Below are 25,664 nucleotides of genomic sequence, written 5' to 3'. Positions count from 1 at the left end.
GTGGTGGCCGTCAGGGGGCGGGCCGTCATGGAAGGGGTCCTTCTGCCGGGAAACGAGCGGGGCCGTGACTGCTAGCAGTCCGGACAGCGTGCGCCCGCGCGGCGGACGAGGCCGGTGCGGCGGACCCGTCCGGGAAGAAGGAATTCCATGGACATGCAGTCAGGCTGACGATAGTTGGCGGGTACAGTCAAGCATCTTCTTCCGTGGGGGATGTCTCACCTCTTCCCCGGGCCGGCCCCACGGATCTNNTCTTCTACGGGCGCGGGCCCAGCACTCTTCTACGGGCGCGGGCCCAGCACCGCCTCCCCCAGGGCCGCGATGACATCCGCCTTGCGCGGCTGTCCGGCGGCGTGCCGCACGATGCGGCCGCCGGCGTCCAGGACGAGCACGGTGGGTGTCCTCTGGACCCCGAGCCGGCGCACCAGGTCCAGGTTGGCCTCGGCGTCGATCTCGATGTGCGCGACCCCGGGGACCATGCCGGCCACCTCGCCGAGGATGCGGCGGGTCGCCCGGCAGGGGGCGCAGAAGGCGCTGGAGAACTGCACCAGCGTGGCGCGTGCGCCGAGGTCCCCGCCCAGCTCGGCCGGTCCGAGCCGCCTGTTCCCGTGCTCCTGTCCGCCCACCCGCGCTCTCCGTTCCACCGCCGCGCACACCGGCCCGGCCGTCCTTCTTCCCGGCCTTCTCCATCAGCGCCGCCGGGGGCGCGGGGATTCCCGTCCGCTGGGCCGAACGGGTCAATCACGGGGCCGACGTGACGAGGATCTCGCCGAGGACGGGCACGCGGGCTGGCTCCGCGGCCGTTCTTGGGGCACGATCTGCGGCAGGCCGTAAACCTACGGCAGCGTAACTTCCGCCGGGATTCCCTTCCCTGGCAGACAGAAGGGTCCGCCGCATTCATGGCAGAACTCGTCTACCGTCCCGTCATCGGTCTCGCCCGCACGATGTTCAAGGTGTGGGACCTCAGGATCGACTGCCGGGGATCGGAGTACATCCCGCGTTCGGGCGGTGCCGTGCTGGTGAGCAATCACATCAGCTATCTGGACTTCGTCTTCAACGGGCTCGCCGCGCTCCCGCAGAAGCGCCTGGTGCGCTTCATGGCGAAGGAGTCGGTCTTCCGGCACTGGCTCTCCGGGCCGCTGATGCGCGGCATGAAGCACATCCCGGTGGACCGCTCCCGGGGCGAGACGGCGTATGCGCAGGCGCTGGAGTCGCTGAAGTCCGGTGAGGTGGTCGGGGTGTTCCCGGAGGCCACGATCTCCCAGTCGTTCACCCTGAAGAGCTTCAAGTCGGGTGCGGCGCGGCTGGCCCAGGAGGCGGGCGTCCCCCTGATCCCGATGGCGGTCTGGGGCACACAGCGCCTGTGGACCAAGGGGCATCCGCGCAACCTCGGACGCAGCCGCACCCCCATCACGATCCGGGTGGGCGAGGCCCTGGACGCCCCTCGCGACCAGTACGCGGGCGCCATCACCCGCCGTCTGCGCGAGCGGGTCCAGGAACTGCTGGAAGCCGCCCAGCGCGCCTACCCCCTCCGCCCCGGGGAGCACAACGCCTGGTGGCTGCCGGCCCACCTCGGCGGCACCGCCCCGACCCCGGAGCAGCTGCGCACGGCCGAGGCGCTCTGACGCGTGACGCGCCGCCAGGTGAGCGCGACGCACTGCCGGGCAAGCTGACGGAAAGTCAGTTCTCGTACCGCGAGCGGGGGGACGCCCGTGGTCACGATCGGTCTCATGTTCGGTGCGTTCGCGATGCCCGCCCTGCTGCTGATCGTCGTGATCCTGCGGCGCGGCAACAGCGCGACGGAGAACGCCGACGGGCTTCTCATCGAGCAGGCCCGCCGGCTCCAGGCACACCAGGACCGCGTGTCGTTCGACGCCTCGACGGCGCTCAGCGCCAGTCCGATCATGAGCGACCTGCGCCACCGCCGTCGGTGACGGCGGCCGGGCGGGTCAGGACACGGTCTGCGGCTCCCCCACGACGACACGTGCTCCGGGGCTGAACTTCTCCAGCAGTTCGGCGAGTTCACCGGCCGCCGCCCGTACCTCGGCGACCTGCATCGGGGGCAGGCTCTCCAGCAGGAAGAGGGCCGAGGCGGTCCGCTCGGTGAGACGGGTGCGGGGGCCCTGGCGCCAGTTCCAGCGGCGGCAGGTCACCCCGGCCTCGTCGCGCCACACCACCTCGCCCGCGTCCGGGTGCTCGACCACCTCCTTGCCGTCGGCCACGGTCACGAACTCCTCCTCCCCGCCGGCGCGCACCAGGCTCATGGCGCCCTGGATCAGGTCGAGGTCCTCGCCGCCGACGGGAACGAGGTGGGCGACGCTGACGGCGTTGTAGAGGTCGACGAGCACATTGATGCGGGGCAGCCCGGCGTCCGACAGCGCCCGCCGGGCCAGCGCCTCGGCCGAGTTGCGGGTGCGGGAGGGCTTGGAGCCGAACGCGGAGTACACCGCGCGCCAGGCGGCCATGTGCGGATCCTCCTGCGGGGCACGCCCGTCCAGGCGTGCGGCCAGACGGCGGGCCGCATCGTCCAGGAGTGCCGAACTGGCCTCGGTGCTGGGGCCGTTGACCAGGCCATGGGCTTCGATGGCCACATAGGTGAAGCCGGGTGCGAGCGCGCGCACCTCGTCGGACACGGTGAGGGACAGCGTCATCTTTCCCGCCTCGGAGGTCAGAGTGCGTCCGGCAGCGACTGCCACAGCCGCGGCCGGTCGGGGGCAGCCTTGAGGGCGGCCAGTACGGCCGGATGAGGTTCAGCGTACAGTACCGGATAGTCCACTTCGCTCGACTTGGGGTCCGGTACGAAGGCCGGGCGCTCACCGGTCAGGGAGAACTGTGCGTCGAGGCCCGGCTTGTCGCCGCGCGGGTCCTGCCGGTGCCAGGTTCCGTCGAGCCGCACGGCGACCGGACCGTGCACCACGTGTCCGCCGCCCCCGTCCTGCGTCAGGCGCTGGCGGCACAGCGCGGCCGGGATGCCCTCGGCCCGCAGCAGGGCGGCCAGGGCATGGGCCTTGGCATGGCAGATGCCGGTGCGCTGCCGCAGGACGTCCGAGGCCCGCCAGGTGACCCGCGGGTCGCCCGCGTCCTGCGCGTGCGGAATGGCGTCACGGACGAAGGTGTGCGCGGCTCGCGCATAGTCATGCGCATGGTCGCGCGAATCCACCACCCCCTTCGCGAGACGCGCGGCCGCCTCCCGGACCACCGGATGCTCATGGTCGACCGCCTCGCCGGCGGCCAGATGGGCGGACAGGCCGGGGGTGTCCTGGATCAGCCCCATGCTCGCGGAGCACAGGAATGCGGCCGCCCGGAAGCCAATGATTTTCCGGACGGCCGCATGTCCATGCGGACTACCGGCGGGCCATCTCCTCCTTCACGGCCGCCACGAACATGTCCACGTCGTCCTCCGTGGTGTCGAAGGAGCACATCCAGCGCACCACGCCCTCGGCCTCGTCCCAGAAGTAGAAGCGGAAGCGCTTCTGCAGGCGCTCGCCCACCTCGTGCGGGAGCCTGGCGAAGACGCCGTTGGACTGGACGGGGTGAACGATCTCCACACCGTCGACGGCCCGTACGCCCTCCGCGAGCCGCTGCGCCATCTCGTTGGCGTGGCGGGCGTTGCGCAGCCACAGGTCCTTGGCGAGCAGCGCCTCCAGCTGCACCGACACAAAGCGCATCTTGGAGGCGAGCTGCATGCTCATCTTGCGGATGTGCCTCATCCGGCGCACGGCGTCCTGGTTGATGACGACGACCGCCTCGCCGAACATCGCGCCGTTCTTCGTCCCGCCCAGGGAGAGGATGTCGACGCCGACCGCGTTGGTGAAGGTCCGCATGGGGACGTCCAGGAAGGCCGCCGCGTTGGCGATGCGGGAGCCGTCCAGGTGCACCCTCATCCCGCGGGCGTGGGCGTGCTCGCAGATCGCCCGGATCTCCCCGGGCGTGTAGACGGTGCCCAGCTCCGTGCTCTGGGTGATCGAGACGACCTGCGGCATCGCGCGGTGCTCGTCCTCCCAGCCGTACGCCTGCCGGTCGATCAGCTCGGGCGTGAGCTTGCCGTCGGGGGTGGGCACGGTGAGCAGCTTCAGGCCGCCCATGCGCTCGGGCGCACCGCACTCGTCGACGTTGATGTGCGCGCTCTCGGCGCAGATCACCGCGCCCCAGCGGTCGGTGACCGCCTGGAGGGCGACCACGTTCGCACCGGTGCCGTTGAACACCGGGAACGCCTCGGCCGTGGCGCCGAAGTGACTGCGGACGACCCGTTGGAGGTTCTCGGTGTAGACGTCCTCTCCGTACGCCACCTGGTGCCCGCCGTTGGCCACGGCCAGGGCGGCGAGCACCTCGGGATGGACTCCGGCGTAGTTGTCACTGGCGAAACCGCGGACCTCGGGGTCGTGATGGCGACGTGCGTCGGTCTTGGGAGGGTTCACGGCTTCTCGGTCAGCCACAGGCGGTTTCCGTTCACTTCCGCGGCGGGCTTGTTCCAGACGTCGACGATGGCGTCGGCCAGGTCCTTGACGTCCGTGAAGCCCGCGAACTTCGCGTGGGGGCGCTCGGCGCGCATCGCGTCGTGCACCAATGCCTTCACCACCAGGATCGTAGCCGCCGACGTCGGCCCGTCGGGCCCCCCTGCCTTGCGGAAGTAGTCGGCCATGGCCAGCGTCCACGCCTCGGCGGCGGCCTTGGCGGCGGCGTACGCGGCGTTGCCCGCGGTCGGCTTGCTGGCGCCCGCGGCGCTGATCAGCACATACCGGCCGCGGCCGCTGCGCTGCAGCGCCTCGTGGAAGGCGAGGGAGGTGTGCTGCACGGTACGGATCAGCAGCAGCTCCAGGAAGTCCCAGTCGTCCAGGCTGGTCTTGGTGAACGTCTCGCTGCCGCGCCAGCCGCCGACGAGGTGGACCAGCCCGTCGACCCGGCCGAAGTTCTGCTCGATGCTCACGGCCCACTCACGGGTGGCCTTGAGGTCGAGCAGATCGACCGTGTCCCCGGTGACGGTGGCGCCGCCGGCGGCGTACCTCGCCGCGTCCACGGCCTCCGAGAGCCGCTGCGGATCGTTGTCCGCGCCGACGACGGTCGCACCCGCCTCGGCGAGCCGGAGCAGCGCCGCCCGCCCGGCCGGCCCGCCCGCGCCGGCCACCGCGATCACCGCACCGCTGAGCGGTCCGTTCCCCGCCATGTTCTTCGCCTCCTGAGCAGTGTTCCCGGTCTCGCGGCCACTCACGCGGCGACCTGTTCGGGGCTGTTCCCGGTGATGCCCCGGGTCGAGGCGATCACCTTCTTCAGTTTCCGGGACAGCGCCTCGTAGAACATGCTCAGCGGAAACTCGTCCGGAAGCACGTCGTCGACGAGCTTGCGCGGCGGCTGGGTCAGGTCCAGGGCGTCGGGACCCTTGGCCCACTTGGAGGCGGGGTGCGGGGCGAGGTAGGTCGAGACCAGCTCGTAGCCGGCGAACCAGTGCACCAGCTTCGGCCGGTCGATGCCGTCGCGGTAGAGCTTCTCGATCTCGGCGCACAGCTGGTTGGTGACCTGCGGGACGCGCTCCCAGTCGATGGAGAGCTTGTTGTCCTTCCAGCGCACCACGTCGTGCTGGTGCAGGTAGGCGAAGAGCAGCTGGCCGCCCAGTCCGTCGTAGTTGCGTACGCGCTCGCCGGTGACCGGGAAGCGGAACATGCGGTCGAACAGCACGGCGTACTGCACGTCGCGGGCCTGGGCGACGCCCTCCGCCTCGAGCTTCACGGCCTCCTTGAAGGCGGTGAGGTCGCAGCGCAGCTCCTCCAGGCCGTACATCCAGAACGGCTGGCGCTGCTTGATCATGAACGGGTCGAAGGGCAGCTCGCCGTGGCTGTGGGTGCGGTCGTGGATCATGTCCCACAGCACATAGGCGTCCTCGCAGCGCTGCTGGTCGTGGATCAGCCCGGCGATGTCCTCGGGCAGCTCGAGGCCGAGGAGGCCGACGGCGGCGGCGGTCACCTTGCGGAAGCGGGCCGCCTCGCGGTCGCAGAAGATGGCGCCCCAGGAGAACTGCTCCGGCGCCTCGCGCACGGCGACGGTCTCGGGGAAGAGCACGGCGGAGTTGGTGTCGTAGCCGGCCGTGAAGTCCTCGAAGGTGATGGCGCAGAACAGCGGGTTGTCGTAGCGGGTGCGCTCGAGCTCGGCCAGCCAGTCCGGCCAGACCATGCGCAGGACGACCGCCTCCAGGTTGCGGTTCGGGTTGCCGTTCTGCGTGTACATCGGGAAGACGACCAGGTGCTGCCGGCCGTGCTCGCGGTGCGCGGCGGGCTGGAAGGCCATCAGGGAGTCGAGGAAGTCGGGCACCTCGAAGCCGCCCTCGGCCCAGCGCCGCAGATCCTTCACGAGGGCCTCGTGGTAGGCGGCGTCATGCGGCAGCAGCGGGGACAGCTCCTCCACGGCGCCAATCACGCGGCGCACGGCGGCCTCGGCGTCCGCGCGGTCGGGGGCGCCCTCGGCGGTGAAGTCGATCGAGCCGTCCTTGGCCTGCCATGGCCGGATGCGCTCCACGGCATCCTTGAGCACGGGCCATGCCGGGTGGTCAATCACCCTGCTCACCGAAGGAACCTTCTCCTCCGTACCCGGCTGCACAAGAATTTCCGTCATGACCCATCCTCCACGGGAGAACCTTGCGTAGGGAGACCGTATACATACGAGGTTTCTCCCAGCAAGGGGATCTTCGGGAAGATATCCCGCGCACACCCGCTGTAACCGTTTATTTTCCTGTTGGGTGCCCGGGAGGCGTGAGTTCTGCCGGTTCGATCAGCGGCGCGACGGTCCGATCGGCGCCGCGCCCTCCTCACGGCCCTCCGCATGCCGGGCGTCCCCGCCGGGCGCCGTTCCCCGCCGCGGACGGCCGTGTGCGGACCGCGGCCGCACCGGTCAACACACGGACGACTCGCCCACACCGGGGTGATCTCTTCGGCGGGTGCACCCCGCACCACCCCGGCCATCACCCCTCTGCCCCATGTGCGCAGGGTTCCAACCCGGCGCCGGACCACTAGGCTGCGGCACTGCCGCGCGGGCAGGGTCCGTCCGCTCCGCTCCGCGCCGCGCCGAGCCGCCGTCGACGGAAGCGAGTTGAACCTTGAACTTCCTAACCATCGGTCATCGCGGAGTCATGGGTGTCGAGCCCGAGAACACCCTTCGTTCCTTCGTCGCCGCCCAGCAGGCCGGCCTGGATGTCATCGAACTCGATCTGCACCTGAGCAAGGACGGCGCCCTCGTCGTCATGCACGACGCCGAGGTGGACCGCACGACCGACGGCAGCGGCGCCATCGCCGACAAGACCCTCGCCGAGCTGCGCTCGCTGGACGCGGGCCGCGGCGAGCGGGTCCCGGTCTTCGAGGAGGTCCTCGACGCCGTGCGCACTCCGCTCCAGGCGGAGATCAAGGACGTGGCCGCGGCCCGTGCGCTGGGCGAGGTCATGCGGCAGCGGGACCTGACCTCCCGGGTGGAGGTGTCCTCGTTCCACGACGAGGCGCTCGTCGAGATCGCCCGCCTGGTGCCGGGCGTCCGCACGGCGCTCGTGGCCCAGTACTACGGCACCGATGTCGTCGAACGCGCCGTCGCGGCCGGCGCCGCGACGCTCTGCCTCGACCTCCGCCGGCTCACCCTGGAGATCGTCGAGCACGCGCGCAGGGCGGACCTGCGGGTCTTCGCCTGGGTCGTGAACACCCCGGAGCATCTGCGGCTGGCCCGCGCGTTCGAGCTGGACGGGGTGACCACCGACTTCCCGGAGATCAAGCGCACGGGCCGCTTCACGGCGTAGCCGTCCCGGCCGTCCCCGCCGGCCCGGCCGTCCCGGTCATCCCAGTTCCTTGACCAGCAGCTCGAACTCCAGGTCGTCGCGCTGCGGAATGCCGAAGCGCTCGTCGCCGTACGGGAAGGGGCTGGTCTTTCCCGTACGGCGGTAGCCGCGGCGCTCGTACCAGGCGATCAGCTCCTCGCGCACCGTGATCACGGTCATGTGCATCTCCCGGGCGCCCCACTCCTCCTGCACCAGGCGCTCCGCCTCGGCGAGGACCGCCTTGCCCAGACCGGCGCCCTGCAGCCCGGGGCTGACGGCGAACATCCCGAAGTAGGCGTGGTCGTCGCGGCGCTCGAGCTGGCAGCAGGCGACCACCCGGCCGTCCCGCTCGGCCATCAGCAGCCGGCTGCCGGGGGACTTGATCACCTCCAGCACGCCTTCCCGGTCCGTCCGCTGTCCTTCGAGGATGTCCGCCTCGGTGGTCCATCCGGCCCGGCTGGCGTCCCCGCGGTACGCCGACTGGATCAGGCGCACCAGCGTGTCGACGTCGGCGTCCGAGGCGTCGCGGAAGGTCAGTGGTCCGGTGGCGGCTGTCTCCATGGGGGTGCCTTTCGAGCTCGGGGCACGGTTGTGCGGCGAACGGGGCAATCCTGCCAGTAGGCTCCGGGTGCATGGTGCATGTGCTCAGCAGTCGGACACTGCTCCGGCCCACCGACCCCGAACGCTCCCGTGCCTTCTACGGGGAGCAGCTGGGCCTCGCCGTCTACCGGGAGTTCGGAACGGGGCCGGAACGGGGCACCGTCTACTTCCTCGGCGGCGGCTTCCTGGAGCTCTCGGGGCGCTCCGACACCCCGCCGTCCCCCGCCGTGCGGCTCTGGCTCCAGGTCGAGGACGTGGCCGCCGCCCATGAGGAGCTGCGGGCCAAGGGCGTGCGGATCACCCGTCCGCCGGTGCGCGAGCCATGGGGGCTGATCGAGATGTGGATCGCCGATCCGGACGGCGTGCCCATCGTCCTCGTCGAGGTGCCGGCGGACCATCCGCTGCGGTTCCGGCCCGGGATCTGACCCGGCGCGCGTCACCGGCCCGTCCGGGCGGCGCATCCGGCACCGGGTACCGGCCGGACCGTTCCCGCTGGCCCGCGTCGGCGGGCGGGGCTAGCGTGCTGGTGGGTGGGGACGAGCCTTCCCGGAGGGTGCCATGGAGTTCGACAAGCCGGTGGTCGGCGGACCGTGCTGGGCGGAACTGGGGACCAGCGATCCGGAGGCGGCCACACGGTTCTACGGCGAGATCTTCGGCTGGCGCACGCGGCGCGACCCCCGGCTGGTCTCGGGCGGCTACACCATCGCGTATCTGGGGGACGCCGCGGTCGCCGCGATCACCCCCCTGTACCAGGAGTCCCAGCCGGTCGCGTGGAACGTCTCGTTCTGCGTCGCCGACGCCGACGAGGCGGCGAACAAGGTCGCGGAAGCCGGCGGAACGGTGATCCACGGGCCGGTGGAGATCTACGACGAGGGCCGCTTCACGGTGGCGCTCGATCCGTCCGGCGCGGCCTTCCAGATGTGGCAGCCCCGGAACTTCCACGGTGCCGACGTGTTCAACCGGCCCGGGTCGCTGGGCTGGGTGGAGCTCGCCACCCGGAACGTCGAGAGGGCCCGGGACTTCTACACGAGCGTGTTCGGCTGGAGCGTCAACGCCTCGGAGTGGTACACGCAGTGGGGCCTGCACGGCGAGGACTTCGGCGGGGTGACGGCGATGCACGGCCGGTTCCCGGCCGACATACCGCCGCACTGGATGCCGTACTTCGCGGTGGAGGACGTCGACGCCACCACGGACGTCGCGGTGCGGGCCGGCGCCAAGGCCCTGCTGGAGCCCACCGTCGTCCCGGAGGGCCCCCGGATCGCGGTGCTGCGCGACCCGCAGGGCGCGACGTTCGGCATCTACCGGTCCGCCCAGGAACCCCCGGCGGGGCAGGAGGGGCAGGAGCACCCGTGAGCCCGCCGGCCGGGGCGGCCGAGGCAGTCGGGCGGCCGGGGTGATCGAGGCGGATCGAGGCGGATCGCGGCGACCGGGCCGGGAAGGCCGGGACCCGCCCGGCGCAGCGGTGCGTCCTCGGTCTGCCCGAACAGCGCGGCGCAGCGGTCGATCCGGCCGATGACCTTCATCGGCGCGGTGTCCGGGGCGGGGTGGACGGCCCGCCACGGCGGACGCGGCGCCGACGGCGTCCCGCAGCCCGGCCAGGGCGGCGCCGGCGGTGTCCCGGGTCCGTCCGGCGATCGGCTCGCCCGGCTCATGGCCCCCGTCGAACCCGGCGACGAGCAGTGCCGGCGGGGACAGGGGGCGCACCGCTCACGACGAACGAGCCCCACAGGTGCTCTCCCCCGTGAAAAACTCGCGCGGCCCGGCGCCGGCCTGCTGCGCTTCGGTGAATGCTCCCCGTGCACCTCTGTGCGCCCGTATGCGCACCGCGGACCGCGGGCATCGCTTGACCGACGGTCTGCCGTCCGACGGCGGCCCGGATCCGTCGAACGGGTCGAACGGGGAGGTGGGGGGTGCACGGACCGGTTGCGGCCGCCTGGCTGCTGGTGGCGCTGTGCACGGTGACCGGGGCGTACTGCCTGCTGCGCATGCGCAGCACCGTCGGGGAACAGCGCCGCACCGCGGGCGGTGAGGCGCTGATGGGCTTCGGCATGGCCGCCATGGCCGTGCCGGCGGCGGTGTTCACGCCTCCCGCGTGGGTGTGGTCGGCCTACGCGGCGGTCTTCGGAGCGGCGGCGCTGCACGCACTGTGGTCGGCTCGGCGCAGCCCGCGCCATCTGCACCACGTGGTGGGGGCGTCGGCCATGGTCTACATGTCGGTGGCGATGGCCGTCTCGCCCGGTTCCCACCACATGCCCGGCGGGACGGGGACGCCCCTGGTCACGGGCGCGCTGCTGCTGTACTTCGCGGGCTACGTCCTGCTGTCCGGCATCCGGCTGGCCCCCGCCGGGGCGGCGGCCGGGAGCACGACAGGCGGGGGCACGGGCTGGGGCGACCGGCCGGAGCTGGAGCGGGCGTGCCGCCTCTCGATGGGGATGGCGATGGTGGCCATGCTGCTGATCATGTGAGGGACGGCGAGCGACGGCACAGGACGGCACAAAACGACATGGAACGGCGCGGGACGGTGCGAGAAGGCATCCGCCGAAGCGGCGGGCAAGGGTGCGACGCCGTGGTCTGTGTCACTTTGCCGTGCGGAGCCGTACCTATGGACAGCCGCCCGCTCATAGGCTGCATGCATGGTGGTCCCCGCAGTCCTGTTGCTGCTCGGCGCGCTCATCGCCGTCGTCGCCCCCCGGCTGCTCGCCCGGGCCGACTGGCCGGACCGGGAACCGGTGCTGGCGTTGTGGGTGTGGCAGTGCGTGGTCGTCGCGGTCCTGCTGTGCTGTGCGCTGTCGATGACGCTCAGCGCCGCGGCCGCCTGGCAGGAGGTGCGCGACCATGTGTTCGCCGTGGCCCCGCGCGGAGTGGTGGAGGCCTACGCGTTCGGCGCGGCCGGGGCCTGGGCGCCGGCCGCCGCGGTGGTCCTTGCCTGCGGCGGGGTGTGGAGCGCGGTGATGCTGGTCCGCGAGATCCTGCGGGCCCGGGCGCGGCGGCGGCGCCGGCGGGCCGAACTCCTCGCCCGTGCTCCGCTGTTGCCCGGTGAGGAAGCCGGCAACGACCGGCTCGTCGTCCTGGAGAGCGACCGGCCGGACGTCTGGTGGCTGTCCGGCCCCTCGCCCCGGCTGGTCATCACCACGGCCGCGTTGCGGCGGCTGAAGGGGCGGCAGCTGGACGCCGTCCTCGCGCATGAGCAGGGCCACGCCCGGGCCCGGCACGACTGGCTGCTGCACTGCTCCTCCGCGCTGGCGGACGGCTTTCCCCAGGTGCCGGTGTTCGCCGCGTTCCGCGACGAGATGCACCGGCTGGTCGAACTCGCCGCCGACGACGTGGCCTCGCGCCGCTTCGGCCGTCTGACGACCGCCCTCGCCCTGGTCGGACTCAACGAGGATCGCGGTGTGTTCGGCCCCGGCCCCGCCTCCGGGGCCCAGGTCTCCGAGCGGGTGAACCGCCTTCTCACTCCCCCGGCCCGGATGACGGCGGCCCGCAAACTGCGCCTGACGGCACTCGCCTCGCTCGTACCGGTGATCCCGGTCCTGGTGGCGTTCGTCCCGGGGCTGAGGGCGCTGGGCTGACCGGCGGCCCCGGCCGCGGGAACCACCGGTGGCCTTCCGCGACCAGGTGGCCGGGGCGCCCGGGATGCGCGACGATCCCCCCATGGCCGCCGTGCTCTTCGACTTCTCCGGGACCCTCTTCCGTGTCGAGTCCACCGAGTCCTGGCTGCGTGCCGTGCTCGACGAGGCGGACATCGCGCTGGAGGAGCGGGAGTTCGCCGCGACGGCGCGGGCGCTGGAGGAGGCGGGGGCGCTGCCGGGCGGTGCCCACCCCGTGCGGCTGCCCGGGGAACTGGCCGGGCTGTGGGAGGTGCGGGACCGCAGCGCCGAGCAGCACCGGGCCGCGTACACCGGGCTCTCCCGCCAAGTGCCGCTGCCGGACCCCGCGTTGCACGACGCGCTGTACGACCGGCACATGACGCCGGCGGCCTGGACGCCCTACCCGGACGCGGCCGAGGTGCTGCGCGCCCTGCGCGAACGCGGGATCGGCGTGGGGGTGGTGAGCAACATCGGCTGGGACCTGCGTCCGGTGTTCCGCGCCCACGGCCTCGATCCGTACGTCGACACCTATGTGCTGTCGTACGAGCACGGCGTCCAGAAGCCGGACCCGCGTCTGTTCGCACTCGCCTGCACGGCGCTCGGCGCCGACCCGGAGGACGTGCTGATGGTCGGCGACAGCCGCCATGCGGACGGCGGCGCGGCGGCCCTGGGCTGCGCCGTGCACTTCGTGGACCACCTGCCGGTCGCGGACCGGCCCGACGCACTGCTGCCGGTGCTCGACCTGGTCGGCCGCCGAACGGCCTGAGCGCGGACACGTCCGTCGAGGCTGCCGGTCAGGAGGGCGGCCGCCGGAAGCACCCACCGGGAAGTTGATCTCCCGGAAGCCTCCCGGGGCCGGGACGCACGCCTGGTGGGAAGAAGAGGTCGGCACATAGCCGATCTGGGGGATGACCTGCGGTCTTTTCCGGGATTCCGGTTCGGCGGAGAGCAGCAGGAAGTCCGCCTCGGACGATCCCCCGCGTCGCCCGAGACGGACTGCAGCCCGACCCCCTTGCCCTGCCGGGGCCGGCGCACGGGGACGAGTATAGTTGGCTGGCGTCCAGTCAACCTAGGAGTTTTTTTGCATGTCTCCGCGCAGCGCCTCGGCCAATGAAGAGTTGCGGCGGCGTTCCCGGGAACGGCTTCTGCAGGCGGCGGTCGAGCTGGTCGGCGAGCGCGGGTACGACGCGACGACGCTCGGCGCCATCGCCGACCGTGCGGGGGCGGCCCGCGGTCTGGTCTCCTACTACTTCCCCGGCAAGCGCCGGCTGGTGCAGTCCGCCGTGCACCGGCTGATGCACCGCACGCTCCAGGAGGCGCTGGAGCGCGAACCGCGCACCGAGGACGGCCGGGAACGGCTGGCGCGGGCCATCGACGCGATCCTGGGGCTGGCCCGGGACCGGCCGGTGCTGATGCGGGAGCACATGGCGGGGATCCTCCAGGAGGAGGGCTTCGTGCAGTGCCCGGAGCAGCAGCGGCTCGCCCAGCTTCTGCGGGACACCATCGCCCGGCACGGTTCGGCGGACGTCGACACCGACTACCCGATGCTGCGGGCCCTGCTGATGGGCGCCGTCTACGCGGCGCTGGTGCCCGGGGCGCCGATGCCGGTGCCGGTACTGCGGGCGGAACTGTTCAAGCGCTACCGGCTGGACTGGGACATGGGCATGCCGCCCGAGAAACAGCAGCCCGGCGGATGCGACACCGATCTGTCGCGCTTCTTCGCCACCGGCCGGGATCCGGCGCCTCCGCCGGAGCAGCAGTAGGTCCGGGCCGGAGGGACCGGCGGCCTCGAAGCCGGTCCTGCGGCCTTGGAGCCGGACCCCGGCCTTGAGGCCCCGGCCGGCGCACGGCCCGTCGGGCGGCAGGCGGGCGGTCCCGTGCCGCCGGTCGGGCGGTCCCGTGCCGCCGGTCTCCTCCGGCGGGCCCGTTGGTGCGATGCTGGAGCCATCAGCGATCTCCTCCGATCCCCCGGGGTAAGGAGTTCCGCCGTGCTGCGTGTCGCCGTCGTCGGCTCGGGGCCGAGCGGGTGCTACACCGCTCAGGGCCTCGTCCAGCAGGACTCCTCGGTGCGTGTCGACGTGCTCGACCGGCTGCCGTGCCCGTACGGGCTGGTGCGCTACGGCGTGGCGCCGGACCACGAGAAGATCAAGTCCCTGCAGAACAATCTGCGCACGATCCTGGAGCACGAGCGGGTCCGGTTCCTGGGCGGTGTGCACGTCGGCGGCTCCGGCGGGCCGTCCGTCGGCCGATTGCGGGAGCTGTACCACGCGGTGGTGTACTGCGTGGGCGCCGCCGCCGACCGGCGTCTGGGGATCCCGGGCGAGGACCTGCCGGGCAGCTGGTCGGCGACCGAGTTCGTCTCCTGGTACAGCGCCCACCCGGACGCCGTGGACGACGGTTTCGTGCACGGTGTGCGGTCGGCCGTCGTCATCGGCGTGGGCAATGTCGCCGTGGACGTCGCCCGCATGCTGGCCCGCGGCGCGGCCGAGCTGAGGCGCACCGACATGCCCGAGAGCGCGCTGGCCGCTCTCGCGGCGAGCCGGGTGACCGAGATCCACATGGTGGGCCGGCGCGGGCCCTCGCAGGCCCGCTTCACGACCAAGGAGCTGCGCGAGCTGGGCCTGCTGCCGGACACCGACGTCGTCGTCGATCCGCGGGAGCTGGCGCTGGACCCGGCGTACACGGATCCCTCGGCGCTGCCCTCCGCCCAGCGCCGCAACATCGAGGTCCTGCGCGGCTGGGCCGAGGCGCCCGCGAGGGGCGGCGCCCGCCGGATCCGGCTGCGTTTCTTCCTGCGGCCCGTCGAGCTGCTCGCCGTGGACGGCCGGGTGGGAGCGGTCCGGCTGGAGCGCACGGTGCCGGACGGGCACGGCGGTGTGACCGGGACGGGGCGGTACGAGGACGTCGCGGCCCAGCTGGTGCTGCGTTCCGTGGGCTACCGCGGAGTGCCGCTGGACGGGCTGCCCTTCGACGCCGGTACCGGCACGGTGCCGCACCGGGCCGGGCGCGTCCTGCGCGACGGGGCCGTCGCGCCGGGCGAGTACGTGGCCGGGTGGATCAAGCGGGGGCCCACGGGTGTCATCGGCACCAACCGGCCCTGTGCGAAGGAGACGGTCGCCTCGCTGCTGGCGGACGTGCCCGTGCTCGTCCGCAGGCAGGTCCCGGACGACTCCGTCCCCGTTCTGCGTGCCGAGGGCGTCGAGCCCGTGGAGTGGTCGGGCTGGCAGGCGATCGAGCGGGCCGAGGCGGCTCTGGGCGCCTCCCTGGGCCGCGAGGTGGTCAAGCTCCCGGACTGGGAGTCCCTGCGCGCGGCGGCGCGCGGCGGGGTCGCGTAGCGCGGCCGCGTCCGGCCCGCCCGGCGGGGCGTGGCCCCGGCGGCAGGTGGCCGCCGGGCCGTCAGGGCCGCGCCGGTTCCGGGGGCTCGCTCCGGGACCCGTTCTGCCGCGGGGAGCCGTCCCCGGGCAGGAGGCGGACGACCGTCCTCTCCAGGCGGGGCAGGACTCGCTGGCCCGCCAGGGCCAGGGCGATCGCCAGGAGGACGCCGGTCCAGGCGAGGGGGCCGAGCGGGGTGCAGCCCAGGGCACGGCTGACGCCGGGTGTCTGGACCAGCGCGACGAGGGCGGCCGCGGAACCCAGGGACGTCCCCCGGACCAGCCTGCTGTCGCGGCGGTCGAGCAGGGTCTGGGCGAGCTGGGTGCCGACCACCCCGCACAGGGCCATCGTGCCGGAGCGGCGGTGGGTGCCGGGGGTGAAGCGGCCGAACAGCCAGGCCGTGAGCGCGCCCAGGCACGTGGTCAGGGCGCGATGACGGATCTGCCGGATCAGCGCGTCGCCCAGGACCCCGCCGGCCGCGTCCTCCGGTGCCGCCGACTGCGCCTGCTCGCCGCCCTGTTTCGGGGTCACCGCGACCGCCATCGCCGGGAACAGGTCCGTGAACAGGTTCACCAGGAGCATCTGGCGTGTGGACAGCGGCGCGGTGCCCGACAGCAGCGTGCCGAGGAGACCGAAGCCGACCTCGCCGGCGTTGCCGCCGATCAGAATGGCGATGGCGTCGGCGACGCTGTGCCACAGGGCGCGGCCCTCGCCGATCGCGTCGATCAGAACGGTCAGGTCGTCGTCGGTGAGGACGATGTCGGCGGCGTTGCGCGCGGCGGCCGAGCCGCGGGCGCTGATGCCGACGCCGATGTCGGCGGCGCGGATCGCCGCGGCGTCGTTGGCGCCGTCGCCGACCATGCCGACCACCCGTCCCGCGTCCCGCAGGGCCTCAATGACCTGCAGTTTCTGCTCGGGTGCGACCCGGGCCACGACTCCGGCGTCCCGCAGCATGCGGGCCCGGACCCTGCGGGCCGCGGCGGCGAGTTCGTCGCCGGTGACCACGACGGTGTCCTCGGGCCAGCCCAGTTCGGTGGCGATCGCCCGGGCGGTCTGCGGGTGGTCCCCGGTGAGCATGACCGGTCGTACGCCCTCCTCGTACAGGCCGCGCACCAGGGCCGTGGACGTCTCGCGGGGCACGTCCGACAGCCCCAGCAGTCCGACGAACTCCAGCTCCCGCAGGTCGTGTTCGAGCACGTCGCCGACGTCCTCGTGCTCCTCGAGCCGTCGCTGTGCCACCGCCAGCACCCTCAGGCCGCGCCCGGCCAGCTCCTGCGAGGTGCCGGAGGCGTGGGCCGGGAGGCCGGCGCAGGCGGGCAGGACGGTCTCGGGGGCGCCCTTGACCACGAGCGTCCGGCGGCCGTCCGGGGCGTGTCCGACGGCGGCGGCGTATCCGCGGGCGGCCTCGAAGCCGAGTTCCTCGAGCTGCTCCCAGTCCGGGTCGGGGCCGGCCGCCTCCAGGACGGCCTCGTCGGTGGCGTGCACCGGCCGGCCGGAGCCTCCGTTCAGCCGCGGGCAGGCCCGCGCGGCGGCCCGCAGCGTCGGTGCGGCCTCCGCGTCGCCGGCCCGGTGGATCGTCCCGGAGGCGTCGGAGACCCGCACCACCCGCAGCCGGTTCTCCGTGAGGGTGCCGGTCTTGTCGAAGCAGAGGGTGTCCATCCGGCCCAGCGCCTCCAGCGTCCGCGGGGTCCGCACCAGGACTCCTCCGCGGCTGAGCCGCCGGGCCGCCGCCAGCTGCGCCACCGTGGCCACCAGCGGCAGCCCCTCGGGGACGGCGGCCACGCCGACCGCCACGCCGCCGCTGACCGCCTCGCGGATCGGGGTGCCGCGCAGCAGCGCCAGAGCGGTCACCCCGGCTCCGCCCGCCAGGGTCAGCGGCAGGGCCTTGCGGGTGAGTTCCTGCAGCCGGGCCTGCACCCCGGCGGCCGGGGGCGTGCGGGCGGCCAGGTGCACGGCACGGGCGGCCTCGGTGTGCTCCCCGATGTCGACCACGACGGCCCGGGCCTGTCCGGCCACCACCGTCGTGCCCTCGAAGACCATGCAGCGCCGGTCGGCGACCGCCGCGTGCGGGGTCGGGGCGACCTGCTTCTGCACCGGCAGCGACTCCCCGGTCAGCGCGGACTCGTCGACCTCCAGGCCCTCCTCCCACAGCAGCCGGGCGTCGGCGGGCACCACGTCGTCGCCCTTCAGCTCGATCACGTCGCCGGGCCGCAGCTTTCCGGCGTCGACCGTGCGGGTCTCGCCCTCCGGGGTCCCGCTCCCGAAGGGCGCGATGCGCGCCTTCCGCTTCTGTTCGGCGAGCAGCCCGGACAGCGCCCGCTCGGCACGCAGCCGCTGGATGCCGCCGACCAGGGCGTTCAGGTCGAGGGCGCCGACGACGAGCAGGGCGTCCGTCACGGAGCCGAGGATCGCGGAGGCCGCCGAACCGACGGCCAGGACCGGGGTGAGGGGGTCGCGCAGCTCGCCGCGCACGGCCCGGCCGAGGTCGTAGGTCCAGCGGACCGGGGTGAGGGCGGGGTGCCGGAGAAGCCGGCCGGCGGTCCTGCCGGCCCGCTCGGTGATCTGCTCGAACGGGCTCGGTACGGCGTCCTCCGGCTGGTGCTCCAGCCGCTCCAGGGTCTCGTCCGGGTCCAGTTCGTGCCAGTGCACCCGCGGATGCGGATGCGGGGCGTGGGCCGACGCCACGCCGAGGGCCGCTCGTGCCCCGGACAGCAGGGCGATCGCCGCGGCGATGTCGACCGGTGCGTGCCGCAGTCCCGGCAGCAGGGCGCGGCGCACGGCCCCGACCCCGCCCTTGGCCTTGACCTTGGACCGTGCCTCGCCGACGGCCACGAGCAGCCCGGACAGCGCGGCACCGGACCGGGCGAGGGTCTGGGCCCGGCGGCCCACCGTCCGGGCGGCCGGGACGGCGGTCAGCACCCGCCACACGTCGGGCAGTCCGTGCAGGGCCATGATGTCCGCGTCCCACATCACGGCGGCGTCACGGCCCGTCAGGGCGAGGGCGACGTCGCTGCCCCGCAGCCCGGCCAGGATGTCGCGGTCGTCGGCGGTCCGCACCCGGGCGACGGTGACGACCGCCCCCTCCCCGCCCTGCAGCTCGTACACCACGTCGTCCAGGGGACGCCGGGCGTCCACGACCTGGTCGGCGAGGGCGGTGAAGTCCTCCAGGGCCGGGTCCTCCACCAGGACGACCCTGAGGCCGGCCCGGCGGGCCGCGTCCAGGACCGGCTCGACCCACGGGTCCGCCTCGCCGCCGTCGGTGCGCAGCGCGCTCGGGTGCAGGACGACGGTGTCGGCCATCTCCAGCTGCCGCAGCCGCTCCGGGGCGCGGACCAGGACACCGGTCCGGGCGAGCGCCATGCCGAGGACGCACTGGAAGGCGGCGGGTCCGTAACGCGCGGCCTTGGGCGACCCCGCGAGCACCGCCTCGGCCGCCTCGGACAGCTGGTGCTTGACCAGCAGGGTCGCCAGCGCGCCCGCCAGACTGCCGGCGGACGCGTGGTTGGCGTACTCCTGGGCCGGCGAGATGCGCAGCGGCGGGCGGGTGGAGACGTCCGTGGCCACGCTGGTGCGATGGGGGGCGCACAGCTCGTCGTGGACCGCGTCGAAGGCGGCCGAGCGGGCCATCGTGTCGGCCAGCTGACCGACGCGCAGCGCCCCGTCCAGGATCAGCGAGGTGGGGGTCTGGCCGGCGCCGTGCGCGGCCGCGTTCGCCCAGGCCAGCAGAAGTTCCATGCGGGACTTGCCCAGCCGGGCGCCCAGCCGGTCGCGGAATCCGGGGTTCTCCCGCAGCAGCGTCACCACGGCGGTCACCATGCGGGGCGAGGGCGGCAGGCGCAGGAAGGAGGCGGCGAGTGACGCGAGGATGCCCACCAGGTCGGCGGCGAGCGCGGCCGCGGCGTCCCGCACTCCGGCCGGGTCGGCGGGATGCGTCATCTCCTCCGGGTCGTCGGTCCCCGGGACCAGCCCGTGCCGGGCGGCGAGTTCGCAGGCGTGGTCCACGACCCGGTCGGCGGCCTCCTCCTCCGCCACGGTCACGACCAGACGTGCGAGCCCCTGGTCCCAGTAGGCGAAGAGCACGTCCGGACGCTCGGCCAGCGCCGTGGCCAGATGCCGGGCCAGGTGTTCCATGCCGCCCGCGCGGCGCACCCGGTCCGGGTCGGCGGGCCGCAGCGCGAGGTGCGCCCGTGTGCCGGACCGCCAGTGGGGGCTCGCGCCGGGCAGCGCGTTCCCGGCGACGCGCGCGACCCGTACGGCGGCGTCCACGCCGCGCACACCGGCCCGCGCGGTTCCGGCCACCGCGCCGGCGGCCGCTCCGACCACGGGAGCCGCCGCCCGTGCGAGACGGTCGGCGGCGGCCGACGGTGCCGTCAGCAGACCGAGCGCCATGGCTCACTCCTTGGAGGGTGGTGCGGTCGTGCCGGGGTCCTTCGCGGTCCTTCGGACCGTCGCGGCCCGCCCCCGCGCGGGCTCCGTCTCCCGGGGCGCGGCGGCAATGTCCGGTGCGGGCCTGGTCACCGCCCCGGCGCCGGGCACCCCGCGCAGCGCCGCGGCCGCGCCGTGGAGCGATGCCGCAAGAGCCGATGACGACTTCTGCTCAGCCATGACTCTCCTCGCGAGGCGAGACCGTCCTGCGTGCGCCCGGGTGCCCACGACCGTGCCGGTCATCCTTTTCCCGACTGTTCCCGACTGTTCCCGACCGTTCCCGCTCGTTCCCGGTCGTTCCCGCTCGGGCTCTCTCCCAGGGAACGTCACCGGTCGCGCCCCCGCCACCGGACGTTCCCCCTCGGGCCACTCCCCCGTTGCCGCAGGGCTGCCGGACGGCGCGCAGGACGACGCCGCGGGCGCGGATGCCCTGGACGGGAACGCGGGCGGGCAGGCGGGCGACCGGTCCACCGTCCCGCGCGGCCTCACCGTCCCGCGCGGCCGAGCATCTCCTCGGTCAGCTCCCGCTGGTGGTCGGTGTACACGGCGCGCAGCTCGGGGCCGGGCCAGTCGGCGGGGAGCAGCGGTGCGGGCAGGACGGGGTCGGCCAGCAGGTGCCGTACGACGGCCGCGAGGACGGTGAAGCGGTCGGCGGGACGCTCCGCGCGCGCCAGGTGGGCGAGCAGTGCCCGGGCGGTGTCCGCCCAGTCCCCAAGCGGCCACAGGCTCGCGGCCAGGTCCGGTGCGGACCGCTCGGGGCGGGCGGTGAAGCGCCGGATCACCCGGTCCAGGTCGTCGGGCCAGGGGCGGCGCAGATTGGCGGGGCGCAGCCAGACGCCCTCGCGGAGCTCGGCGAGTCTCAGGGCGGTCAGCCGGGCGCGCAGATCGGCGCGTTCGGCGGGCCCGCGGCCGGTCGCCGTCACCACGGCCATCTCCCACTCCCCGTCCCAGGGCCGGGTGGCGGGGTGCACGGCCGCGTCCTGGCGCCGCTGGCGCTCCAGCAGCCGGTCGCTGAGGCCGTAGACGGTGTCCGAGCGCCGCAGATCTCCGGCGGCCACCATCCGGCTGAGCGCCGCCCGCAGGGTGGATCCGCCCACCCCGAGGGGTTCGACGGCCCGCACGAGGTCCCTCACCGGCAGTTCGGGCGGGTGCGTGCCCAGCAGCAGGCTCAGGACGACCGACCGCGCCGACAGCGGGCGCAGCTCGATTCCGGCGGACTCCTGGGAGGCGTTCACGGGCACGTACTCTACGTCCGCCATGTTGCACTATTGATGCGACCGCAGAGACAGTGCAGCATGGGCCGCATGGCCTCGACACTCGCGCACGCACCGTCGTCCTCCACCCACACCGTCACCAACCAGCCCCCTCCCCTGACCCCGTACGACGCGTCCGACGACGCGGCGCTGCTGGAGGGCCTGCGCCGGGAGGGCGCGGGCTGGGCCGAGCCGGACCTGCGGCGGCTCGGGGCGCTGGCGGGCGGCGAGGAGGCGCAGGAGTGGGCCGAGCAGGCCAACCGGTACGAGCCCGAGCTGCGCACCCACGACCGGTACGGCAACCGGATCGACGAGGTGGAGTTCCACCCCAGCTGGCACCACTTGATGCGGACCGCGGTCGCCGAGGGGCTGGCCGGCGCGCCCTGGGCGGACGACCGGCCCGGCGCCCATGTGGCCCGCATCGCGGGCGCACTGGTGTGGGGGCACACCGACGCCGGGCACGGGTGTCCGACGTCGATGACGTACGCCGCCGTGCCCGCCCTGCGCGCACAGCCCGACCTCGCCGCCGTCTACGAGCCGTTGCTGACCAGCCGGGTGTACGAGCCCGGGCTGCGGCCCCCGGCCGGGAAGCGGGGACTGCTCGCGGGCATGGGGATGACCGAGAAGCAGGGCGGCTCCGACGTACGGACGAACACCACGACCGCCACGCCGACCGCCGAGCCGGGCGTCTACACCCTGCGCGGGCACAAGTGGTTCACCTCGGCGCCCATGTGCGACGTCTTCCTGGTCCTCGCGCAGGCCCCGGGCGGGCTGTCCTGCTTCCTGGTGCCGCGCGTGCTGCCCGACGGCAGCCGCAACACCTTCCGCATCCAGCGGCTCAAGGACAAGCTGGGCAACCGGTCCAACGCCTCCTCCGAGCCGGAGTTCGACAACACCGTGGCCTGGCTGGTCGGGCCCGAGGGACGGGGCGTCAAGACCATCATCGAGATGGTCAACTGCACCCGTCTGGACTGCGTGATGATGTCGGCGGCGCTGATGCGCAGGACGCTGGTGGAGGCCGGCCACCATGTGCGGCACCGGGTCGCCTTCGGCGCACCGCTGATCGACCAGCCGCTGATGCGCAATGTGCTGGCCGACCTGGCGCTGGAGTCGGAGGCCGCCACGACGCTCACGCTGCGGCTGGCCGGTGCGGCCGACCGGGCGGTGCGCGCGGACGGCGACCGGGAGAGCGAGGCGGCGTTCCGGCGGATCGCGACCGCCGTGGGCAAGTTCTGGGTCACCAAGCGGGGTCCGGCCTTCACCGCGGAGGCCCTGGAGTGCCTGGGCGGCAACGGCTACGTCGAGGACTCGGGCATGCCCCGGCACTACCGCGAGGCGCCCCTGCTGTCCATCTGGGAGGGCTCGGGGAACGTCAACGCCCTGGACGTGCTGCGCGCGCTGAGCCGGGAGCCGGCCACCGCGGAGGCGCTGTTCGCCGAACTCGACGCGGCCCGGGGCGCCGACGCCCGTCTGGACGCGGCGGCCGCCCGTCTGAGGGCCGGTCTGGGCGAGGCCTCACCGGTGGGCGCACGCCGCCTGGTGGAGCTGATGGCGCTGACGCTCCAGGCGTCCCTGCTGGTCCGGTACGCCCCGCCCGCCGTCGCCGACGCCTTCTGCGCGACCCGGCTCGGCGGCGACTGGGGCCACTCCTTCGGCACCCTGCCGGCCGGCGCGGACCTCGACGCCATCCTGGAGCGGTCCCTGCCGGGGTAGGGCCTTCCGGGGCGCAGCACGGGCCTCACCGGCCTCACCGGATGGTGCGGCCCCACAGCGGGCCGAGACGGGCCCACTCGGCGTCCCACCGGGCCATGCGGCGGCGCTCCAGGCAGACGCGCAGGACGCGGCCCGCGGCGAGGGGGACGACGGCGGCGCCCGCGCCCACCAGCGTGCCGGTCGCCGCGGCCCGGGCCCGGGCCGCGGCGGGCGTGGCCGGTTCGGCCACCAGGCGGCCCCGGCGGTCGGTCCACACCGTGACGGGGGTGCCGGCCGCACTGCCCGCCCGCACCCGGGCGTACCCGGTGCGCTCGGTGCCGTCCCCGGCGGTCCAGCGCACCTTCCCCCACACCTGGATCCGGCTGCTCCCGGCGGGCGGGCCGGGCGCCCGCTCGGTCACCAGCGCGGTCGTGGGCCGCCGCTGAAGACGCTCCTGGATCAGCCCGCGCTCCACTTCCCGGGCCGCCGTCCAGCCGGCGAGCACCCCGGCGAGAACGGTGAGGACCCAGGTGCCCAGCAGCACCCAGGCCTCCACCGTGTCGATGCGGCGTCTGAGCGGATTGCGGCGCCACCGCCACAGCCACGCCCTCGCACCACCAAACGCCATCGACGGCCTCCTCCTCACGGGCCGATGGGCCTGCCGGCCAGCCCTTCCATCCGTACGAAGGACGGCTCCCCGGTGCTCAACGACGAGGCCCGTCCCGGCGTCCGGACGGGACTGCCGGGAGGCGCACAGGGGCCGGCGCAGTCCCGACCATGCCGTGGTGACCTGCGACGACGCCGCCTTGGACGTGACTGTCAGCGGCAGGGTGCACACTGGCCGACGTCCGGGACGAAGAAGTCCGGACGAAGACCTCGCGGAGGTGATCGGCATGACCGAGGTCCTGCTCGCCGTGGGCACGCGCAAGGGTCTGTTCCTCGGACGGCGGCGCGGCGGCGCCTGGGAGTTCGACGACAGCCCGTACTTCAACGCGCAGGCCGTGTACTCGGTCGCCGTCGACACCCGCGGTGCCGTTCCGCGGCTGCTGGCCGGCGGCGACAGCGCGCACTGGGGGCCGTCGGTGTTCCACTCCGACGACCTGGGCCGCACATGGACCGAACCGGCCCGGCCCGCGGTGAGGTTCCCCCCGGACACGGGCGCCTCACTGGAGCGGGTGTGGCAGCTGCACCCGGCGGCCGCGGAACCGGACGTGGTGTACGCGGGCACGGAACCGGCCGCGCTGTACCGCTCCGAGGACCGGGGCGAGAGCTTCGCACTGGTCCGTCCGCTGTGGGAGCACCCCACCCGGTCGAAGTGGACGCCGGGCGGCGGCGGTGAGGGCCTGCACACCGTGGTGACAAACCGGCGCGACGCGAAGGCGGTCACGGTCGCCGTCTCCGCCGCGGGCGTGTTCCGCACCTCCGACGGCGGGGCGAGCTGGGCGCCGTCCAACTCCGGTGTGTCCGCGGTGTTCCTGCCGGATCCGAACCCGGAGTTCGGCCAGTGCGTCCACAAGATCGCGCAGGACGCGCGGAACCCGGACCGGCTGTATCTGCAGAACCACTGGGGGGTGTACCGCAGCGACGACGGGGGCGGGCACTGGACGGACATCGGCGAGGGCCTGCCGTCGACGTTCGGCTTCGCCGTGACCGCCCATCCGCACCGCGGGGACACGGCGTACGTCTTCCCCGTCAACGCGGACATGGACCGGGTGCCCGCCGGCCGCCGGTGCCGGGTGTTCCGCACCGCGGACGCGGGCAGGAGCTGGGAGCCGCTCACGGCGGGTCTGCCGGACGAGGACCACTACGGCACGGTGCTGCGCGACGCGCTGTGCACCGACGACGCGGACCCGGCGGGCGTGTACTTCGGCAACCGCAACGGCGAGGTGTACGCGTCGGCGGACGACGGCGACAGCTGGCGGCTGCTGGCCTCGCATCTGCCGGACGTGCTCTGTGTGCGCGCGGCGGTGATCGGCTGACGGCCGCGAGGCGTTCAGGGGGAGCGAGCCCGCGGGAGAGGCCGCCGGAGCGAGGAACCCGCCGGAGGAGGCGAGGGCCTTCCCCGGCGGGCCTTCCCCGGCGAGGAACCCGCCGGGGAAGGAAAAGGGAAGGAAAAGGAAGAGGAAGAGAGGGGGAACGGGAAGGCGGGTGAGCCGCGCCCCCGCCTCCGCCGTGCCGGACCGTCCGGCAGCACCTCACCGTCCGTCCCCGGCGGGGCCGCCGGCCTTGGTCACGGTGGTGCGGGCGGACTCGTCCACCCGGAGAGTGAAGATGTCCGGGCGGGCGTAGTGACCGGTCGGGTCGAAGTCGAAGCGGGCACGGGCCAGGTCGTCGAGGTCGAGCTCGGCGCTCAGGATGCCCTCGCCGTCGCGCAGCGGTCCGGCCAGGACCTCGCCGAGCGGTGAGACGATCACGGAGCCGCCGCCGATCAGCACGGTGTCGGGCGCATCTCCCTGGACGGGGTGGAGATCGGCGGGCAGGGCGTCACGGCGCAGGTACTGGCCGGCGCCGAGGACGAAGCAGCGGCCCTCCAGCGCGATGTGCCGCATGGTGGCCTGCCAGGCGTCGCGGTCGTCGACGGTCGGCGCGCACCACAGGTCGACGCCCTTGGCGTACATCGCCGTGCGGAACAGGGGCATGTAGTTCTCCCAGCATATGGCCGCGCCGAGGCGGGCCGTGCCGGTGTCGACGACCGGCAGGGTGGAGCCGTCGCCCTGCCCCCACAGATAGCGTTCGGCAGCGGTCGGCATCAGCTTGCGGTGCAGGCCCAGATAGCCGTCCGGCCCGAAGAAGAGCGCCACGCAGTACAGGGTGCCGCGCTGCCGTTCGACCGCGCCGACCACGGCGTGGCAGCCCAGTTCCCGGGTGAGGCCGGCCAGGGCGTCGACCTCGGGGCCGGGGACCTCGACGGCGGCGGCGTGGTAGCGCCTGAACAGCTCCCGGCCGGCCGGG

At 73.8% G+C, this 25,664-nt stretch carries 24 protein-coding genes; 12 read left to right on the top strand and 12 right to left on the bottom strand.

Annotation, left to right across the window (positions count from 1 at the left end; all coding sequences use genetic code 11):
- Nucleotides 1-278: 278 nt before the first annotated feature.
- Nucleotides 279-653: a TlpA family protein disulfide reductase gene (locus CCN35_RS11860; RefSeq protein ID WP_211285512.1), complete on the bottom strand. Its 375-nt coding sequence runs from the start codon at nucleotides 651-653 to the stop codon at nucleotides 279-281.
- Between the two features lie 243 nt (nucleotides 654-896).
- On the opposite strand from CCN35_RS11860, the gene CCN35_RS11855 reads away from it, so the two are divergent.
- Entirely contained in the window at nucleotides 897-1,622 is a 726-nt protein-coding gene (locus CCN35_RS11855) for a lysophospholipid acyltransferase family protein (RefSeq protein ID WP_067389349.1), read from the top strand.
- A 105-nt stretch (nucleotides 1,623-1,727) separates the two neighbouring features.
- Nucleotides 1,728-1,931 (top strand): hypothetical protein, encoded by a 204-nt coding sequence (locus CCN35_RS11850; RefSeq protein ID WP_143631489.1) that lies wholly within the window; start codon nucleotides 1,728-1,730, stop codon nucleotides 1,929-1,931.
- Between the two features lie 15 nt (nucleotides 1,932-1,946).
- Here the strand turns inward: CCN35_RS11850 and CCN35_RS11845 are convergent, their stop codons facing one another.
- The 5 genes from CCN35_RS11845 to CCN35_RS11825 all read right to left on the bottom strand — a co-directional run bounded on the left by CCN35_RS11845 (nucleotide 1,947) and on the right by CCN35_RS11825 (nucleotide 6,600).
- Nucleotides 1,947-2,648 carry a B3/B4 domain-containing protein gene (locus tag CCN35_RS11845; protein WP_067389345.1) on the bottom strand — a complete coding sequence of 234 codons (702 nt, stop codon included), beginning with the start codon at nucleotides 2,646-2,648 and terminating at the stop codon, nucleotides 1,947-1,949.
- Between the two features lie 17 nt (nucleotides 2,649-2,665).
- Nucleotides 2,666-3,271: a transglutaminase domain-containing protein gene (locus tag CCN35_RS11840; RefSeq protein WP_086792532.1), complete on the bottom strand. Its 606-nt coding sequence runs from the start codon at nucleotides 3,269-3,271 to the stop codon at nucleotides 2,666-2,668.
- A gap of 70 nt (nucleotides 3,272-3,341) precedes the next feature.
- Entirely contained in the window at nucleotides 3,342-4,415 is a 1,074-nt protein-coding gene (locus tag CCN35_RS11835; protein WP_067389342.1) for a threonine aldolase family protein, read from the bottom strand.
- Nucleotides 4,412-5,161 carry an SDR family NAD(P)-dependent oxidoreductase gene (locus CCN35_RS11830; protein ID WP_067389341.1) on the bottom strand — a complete coding sequence of 250 codons (750 nt, stop codon included), beginning with the start codon at nucleotides 5,159-5,161 and terminating at the stop codon, nucleotides 4,412-4,414. Before CCN35_RS11830 ends, CCN35_RS11835 begins: the two co-directional genes overlap by 4 nt.
- A gap of 41 nt (nucleotides 5,162-5,202) precedes the next feature.
- Nucleotides 5,203-6,600, bottom strand: coding sequence for a DUF6421 family protein (locus CCN35_RS11825; protein ID WP_067389340.1), 1,398 nt, complete (start codon nucleotides 6,598-6,600; stop codon nucleotides 5,203-5,205).
- A 481-nt stretch (nucleotides 6,601-7,081) separates the two neighbouring features.
- Between CCN35_RS11825 and CCN35_RS11820 the strand changes: the two genes are divergently transcribed.
- Nucleotides 7,082-7,765, top strand: a complete 684-nt coding sequence (locus CCN35_RS11820) for a glycerophosphodiester phosphodiesterase (protein WP_079129539.1) — start codon at nucleotides 7,082-7,084, stop codon at nucleotides 7,763-7,765.
- Nucleotides 7,766-7,801: 36 nt separating this feature from the next.
- Here CCN35_RS11820 and CCN35_RS11815 read toward each other — a convergent pair whose 3' ends face one another.
- Nucleotides 7,802-8,344, bottom strand: a complete 543-nt coding sequence (locus CCN35_RS11815; RefSeq protein WP_086792530.1) for a GNAT family N-acetyltransferase — start codon at nucleotides 8,342-8,344, stop codon at nucleotides 7,802-7,804.
- Nucleotides 8,345-8,415: 71 nt separating this feature from the next.
- On the opposite strand from CCN35_RS11815, the gene CCN35_RS11810 reads away from it, so the two are divergent.
- The 7 genes from CCN35_RS11810 to CCN35_RS11775 all read left to right on the top strand — a co-directional run bounded on the left by CCN35_RS11810 (nucleotide 8,416) and on the right by CCN35_RS11775 (nucleotide 15,305).
- Nucleotides 8,416-8,808: a VOC family protein gene (locus tag CCN35_RS11810; RefSeq protein WP_067389335.1), complete on the top strand. Its 393-nt coding sequence runs from the start codon at nucleotides 8,416-8,418 to the stop codon at nucleotides 8,806-8,808.
- A gap of 133 nt (nucleotides 8,809-8,941) precedes the next feature.
- Nucleotides 8,942-9,736, top strand: a complete 795-nt coding sequence (locus tag CCN35_RS11805; RefSeq protein ID WP_067389334.1) for a VOC family protein — start codon at nucleotides 8,942-8,944, stop codon at nucleotides 9,734-9,736.
- Between the two features lie 557 nt (nucleotides 9,737-10,293).
- On the top strand, nucleotides 10,294-10,848 hold the full coding sequence (locus CCN35_RS11795; protein ID WP_067389332.1) for a DUF5134 domain-containing protein: 555 nt from the start codon (nucleotides 10,294-10,296) through the stop codon (nucleotides 10,846-10,848).
- Nucleotides 10,849-11,016: 168 nt separating this feature from the next.
- On the top strand, nucleotides 11,017-11,952 hold the full coding sequence (locus CCN35_RS11790) for a M56 family metallopeptidase (protein WP_067389329.1): 936 nt from the start codon (nucleotides 11,017-11,019) through the stop codon (nucleotides 11,950-11,952).
- A gap of 82 nt (nucleotides 11,953-12,034) precedes the next feature.
- Complete coding sequence (locus CCN35_RS11785) at nucleotides 12,035-12,736, top strand: HAD family hydrolase (RefSeq protein ID WP_067389742.1); 702 nt, start codon at nucleotides 12,035-12,037, stop codon at nucleotides 12,734-12,736.
- Nucleotides 12,737-13,055: 319 nt separating this feature from the next.
- Nucleotides 13,056-13,733 carry a TetR/AcrR family transcriptional regulator gene (locus CCN35_RS11780; RefSeq protein ID WP_067389328.1) on the top strand — a complete coding sequence of 226 codons (678 nt, stop codon included), beginning with the start codon at nucleotides 13,056-13,058 and terminating at the stop codon, nucleotides 13,731-13,733.
- 225 nt (nucleotides 13,734-13,958) lie between these two features.
- Complete coding sequence (locus CCN35_RS11775; RefSeq protein ID WP_086792528.1) at nucleotides 13,959-15,305, top strand: FAD-dependent oxidoreductase; 1,347 nt, start codon at nucleotides 13,959-13,961, stop codon at nucleotides 15,303-15,305.
- Nucleotides 15,306-15,366: 61 nt separating this feature from the next.
- Here CCN35_RS11775 and CCN35_RS11770 read toward each other — a convergent pair whose 3' ends face one another.
- From CCN35_RS11770 to CCN35_RS11760, 3 genes are all read right to left on the bottom strand, one after another.
- Nucleotides 15,367-19,731 carry a cation-translocating P-type ATPase gene (locus CCN35_RS11770; protein WP_067389326.1) on the bottom strand — a complete coding sequence of 1,455 codons (4,365 nt, stop codon included), beginning with the start codon at nucleotides 19,729-19,731 and terminating at the stop codon, nucleotides 15,367-15,369.
- 3 nt (nucleotides 19,732-19,734) lie between these two features.
- Nucleotides 19,735-19,947: a hypothetical protein gene (locus CCN35_RS11765; RefSeq protein ID WP_067389325.1), complete on the bottom strand. Its 213-nt coding sequence runs from the start codon at nucleotides 19,945-19,947 to the stop codon at nucleotides 19,735-19,737.
- A gap of 305 nt (nucleotides 19,948-20,252) precedes the next feature.
- Nucleotides 20,253-21,026, bottom strand: coding sequence for a PaaX family transcriptional regulator C-terminal domain-containing protein (locus CCN35_RS11760; protein ID WP_067389324.1), 774 nt, complete (start codon nucleotides 21,024-21,026; stop codon nucleotides 20,253-20,255).
- A gap of 45 nt (nucleotides 21,027-21,071) precedes the next feature.
- Between CCN35_RS11760 and CCN35_RS11755 the strand changes: the two genes are divergently transcribed.
- Nucleotides 21,072-22,733, top strand: a complete 1,662-nt coding sequence (locus tag CCN35_RS11755; protein WP_086792538.1) for an acyl-CoA dehydrogenase family protein — start codon at nucleotides 21,072-21,074, stop codon at nucleotides 22,731-22,733.
- A 34-nt stretch (nucleotides 22,734-22,767) separates the two neighbouring features.
- Here CCN35_RS11755 and CCN35_RS11750 read toward each other — a convergent pair whose 3' ends face one another.
- On the bottom strand, nucleotides 22,768-23,340 hold the full coding sequence (locus CCN35_RS11750; RefSeq protein ID WP_067389321.1) for an Rv1733c family protein: 573 nt from the start codon (nucleotides 23,338-23,340) through the stop codon (nucleotides 22,768-22,770).
- Nucleotides 23,341-23,605: 265 nt separating this feature from the next.
- Between CCN35_RS11750 and CCN35_RS11745 the strand changes: the two genes are divergently transcribed.
- Nucleotides 23,606-24,691: a WD40/YVTN/BNR-like repeat-containing protein gene (locus CCN35_RS11745; protein ID WP_067389736.1), complete on the top strand. Its 1,086-nt coding sequence runs from the start codon at nucleotides 23,606-23,608 to the stop codon at nucleotides 24,689-24,691.
- A 216-nt stretch (nucleotides 24,692-24,907) separates the two neighbouring features.
- On the opposite strand, the gene CCN35_RS11740 is transcribed toward CCN35_RS11745, so the two are convergent.
- The coding region (locus tag CCN35_RS11740) for a carbon-nitrogen hydrolase family protein (RefSeq protein WP_107501042.1) at nucleotides 24,908-25,664 on the bottom strand (757 nt) is incomplete at its 5' end.

This window comes from Streptomyces thermovulgaris, from assembly GCF_002155915.1.
Classification (GTDB): domain Bacteria; phylum Actinomycetota; class Actinomycetes; order Streptomycetales; family Streptomycetaceae; genus Streptomyces; species Streptomyces thermovulgaris.
This window is presented reverse-complemented; position numbering and strand designations above follow the sequence as displayed.

What these genes read in the sequence shown, in the direction of transcription:
- CCN35_RS11855 (WP_067389349.1), top strand. Translation starts at nt 897, where the DNA reads ATGGCAGAACTCGTCTACCGTCCCGTCATCGGTCTCGCCCGCACGATG.
- CCN35_RS11850 (WP_143631489.1), top strand. Translation starts at nt 1,728, where the DNA reads ATGTTCGGTGCGTTCGCGATGCCCGCCCTGCTGCTGATCGTCGTGATC.
- CCN35_RS11845 (WP_067389345.1), bottom strand. Translation starts at nt 2,648, where the DNA reads ATGACGCTGTCCCTCACCGTGTCCGACGAGGTGCGCGCGCTCGCACCC.
- CCN35_RS11840 (WP_086792532.1), bottom strand. Translation starts at nt 3,271, where the DNA reads ATGGGGCTGATCCAGGACACCCCCGGCCTGTCCGCCCATCTGGCCGCC.
- CCN35_RS11830 (WP_067389341.1), bottom strand. Translation starts at nt 5,161, where the DNA reads ATGGCGGGGAACGGACCGCTCAGCGGTGCGGTGATCGCGGTGGCCGGC.
- CCN35_RS11825 (WP_067389340.1), bottom strand. Translation starts at nt 6,600, where the DNA reads ATGACGGAAATTCTTGTGCAGCCGGGTACGGAGGAGAAGGTTCCTTCG.
- CCN35_RS11815 (WP_086792530.1), bottom strand. Translation starts at nt 8,344, where the DNA reads ATGGAGACAGCCGCCACCGGACCACTGACCTTCCGCGACGCCTCGGAC.
- CCN35_RS11810 (WP_067389335.1), top strand. Translation starts at nt 8,416, where the DNA reads ATGGTGCATGTGCTCAGCAGTCGGACACTGCTCCGGCCCACCGACCCC.
- CCN35_RS11805 (WP_067389334.1), top strand. Translation starts at nt 8,942, where the DNA reads ATGGAGTTCGACAAGCCGGTGGTCGGCGGACCGTGCTGGGCGGAACTG.
- CCN35_RS11790 (WP_067389329.1), top strand. Translation starts at nt 11,017, where the DNA reads ATGGTGGTCCCCGCAGTCCTGTTGCTGCTCGGCGCGCTCATCGCCGTC.
- CCN35_RS11785 (WP_067389742.1), top strand. Translation starts at nt 12,035, where the DNA reads ATGGCCGCCGTGCTCTTCGACTTCTCCGGGACCCTCTTCCGTGTCGAG.
- CCN35_RS11780 (WP_067389328.1), top strand. Translation starts at nt 13,056, where the DNA reads ATGTCTCCGCGCAGCGCCTCGGCCAATGAAGAGTTGCGGCGGCGTTCC.
- CCN35_RS11770 (WP_067389326.1), bottom strand. Translation starts at nt 19,731, where the DNA reads ATGGCGCTCGGTCTGCTGACGGCACCGTCGGCCGCCGCCGACCGTCTC.
- CCN35_RS11765 (WP_067389325.1), bottom strand. Translation starts at nt 19,947, where the DNA reads ATGGCTGAGCAGAAGTCGTCATCGGCTCTTGCGGCATCGCTCCACGGC.
- CCN35_RS11760 (WP_067389324.1), bottom strand. Translation starts at nt 21,026, where the DNA reads ATGGCGGACGTAGAGTACGTGCCCGTGAACGCCTCCCAGGAGTCCGCC.
- CCN35_RS11755 (WP_086792538.1), top strand. Translation starts at nt 21,072, where the DNA reads ATGGCCTCGACACTCGCGCACGCACCGTCGTCCTCCACCCACACCGTC.
- CCN35_RS11750 (WP_067389321.1), bottom strand. Translation starts at nt 23,340, where the DNA reads ATGGCGTTTGGTGGTGCGAGGGCGTGGCTGTGGCGGTGGCGCCGCAAT.
- CCN35_RS11745 (WP_067389736.1), top strand. Translation starts at nt 23,606, where the DNA reads ATGACCGAGGTCCTGCTCGCCGTGGGCACGCGCAAGGGTCTGTTCCTC.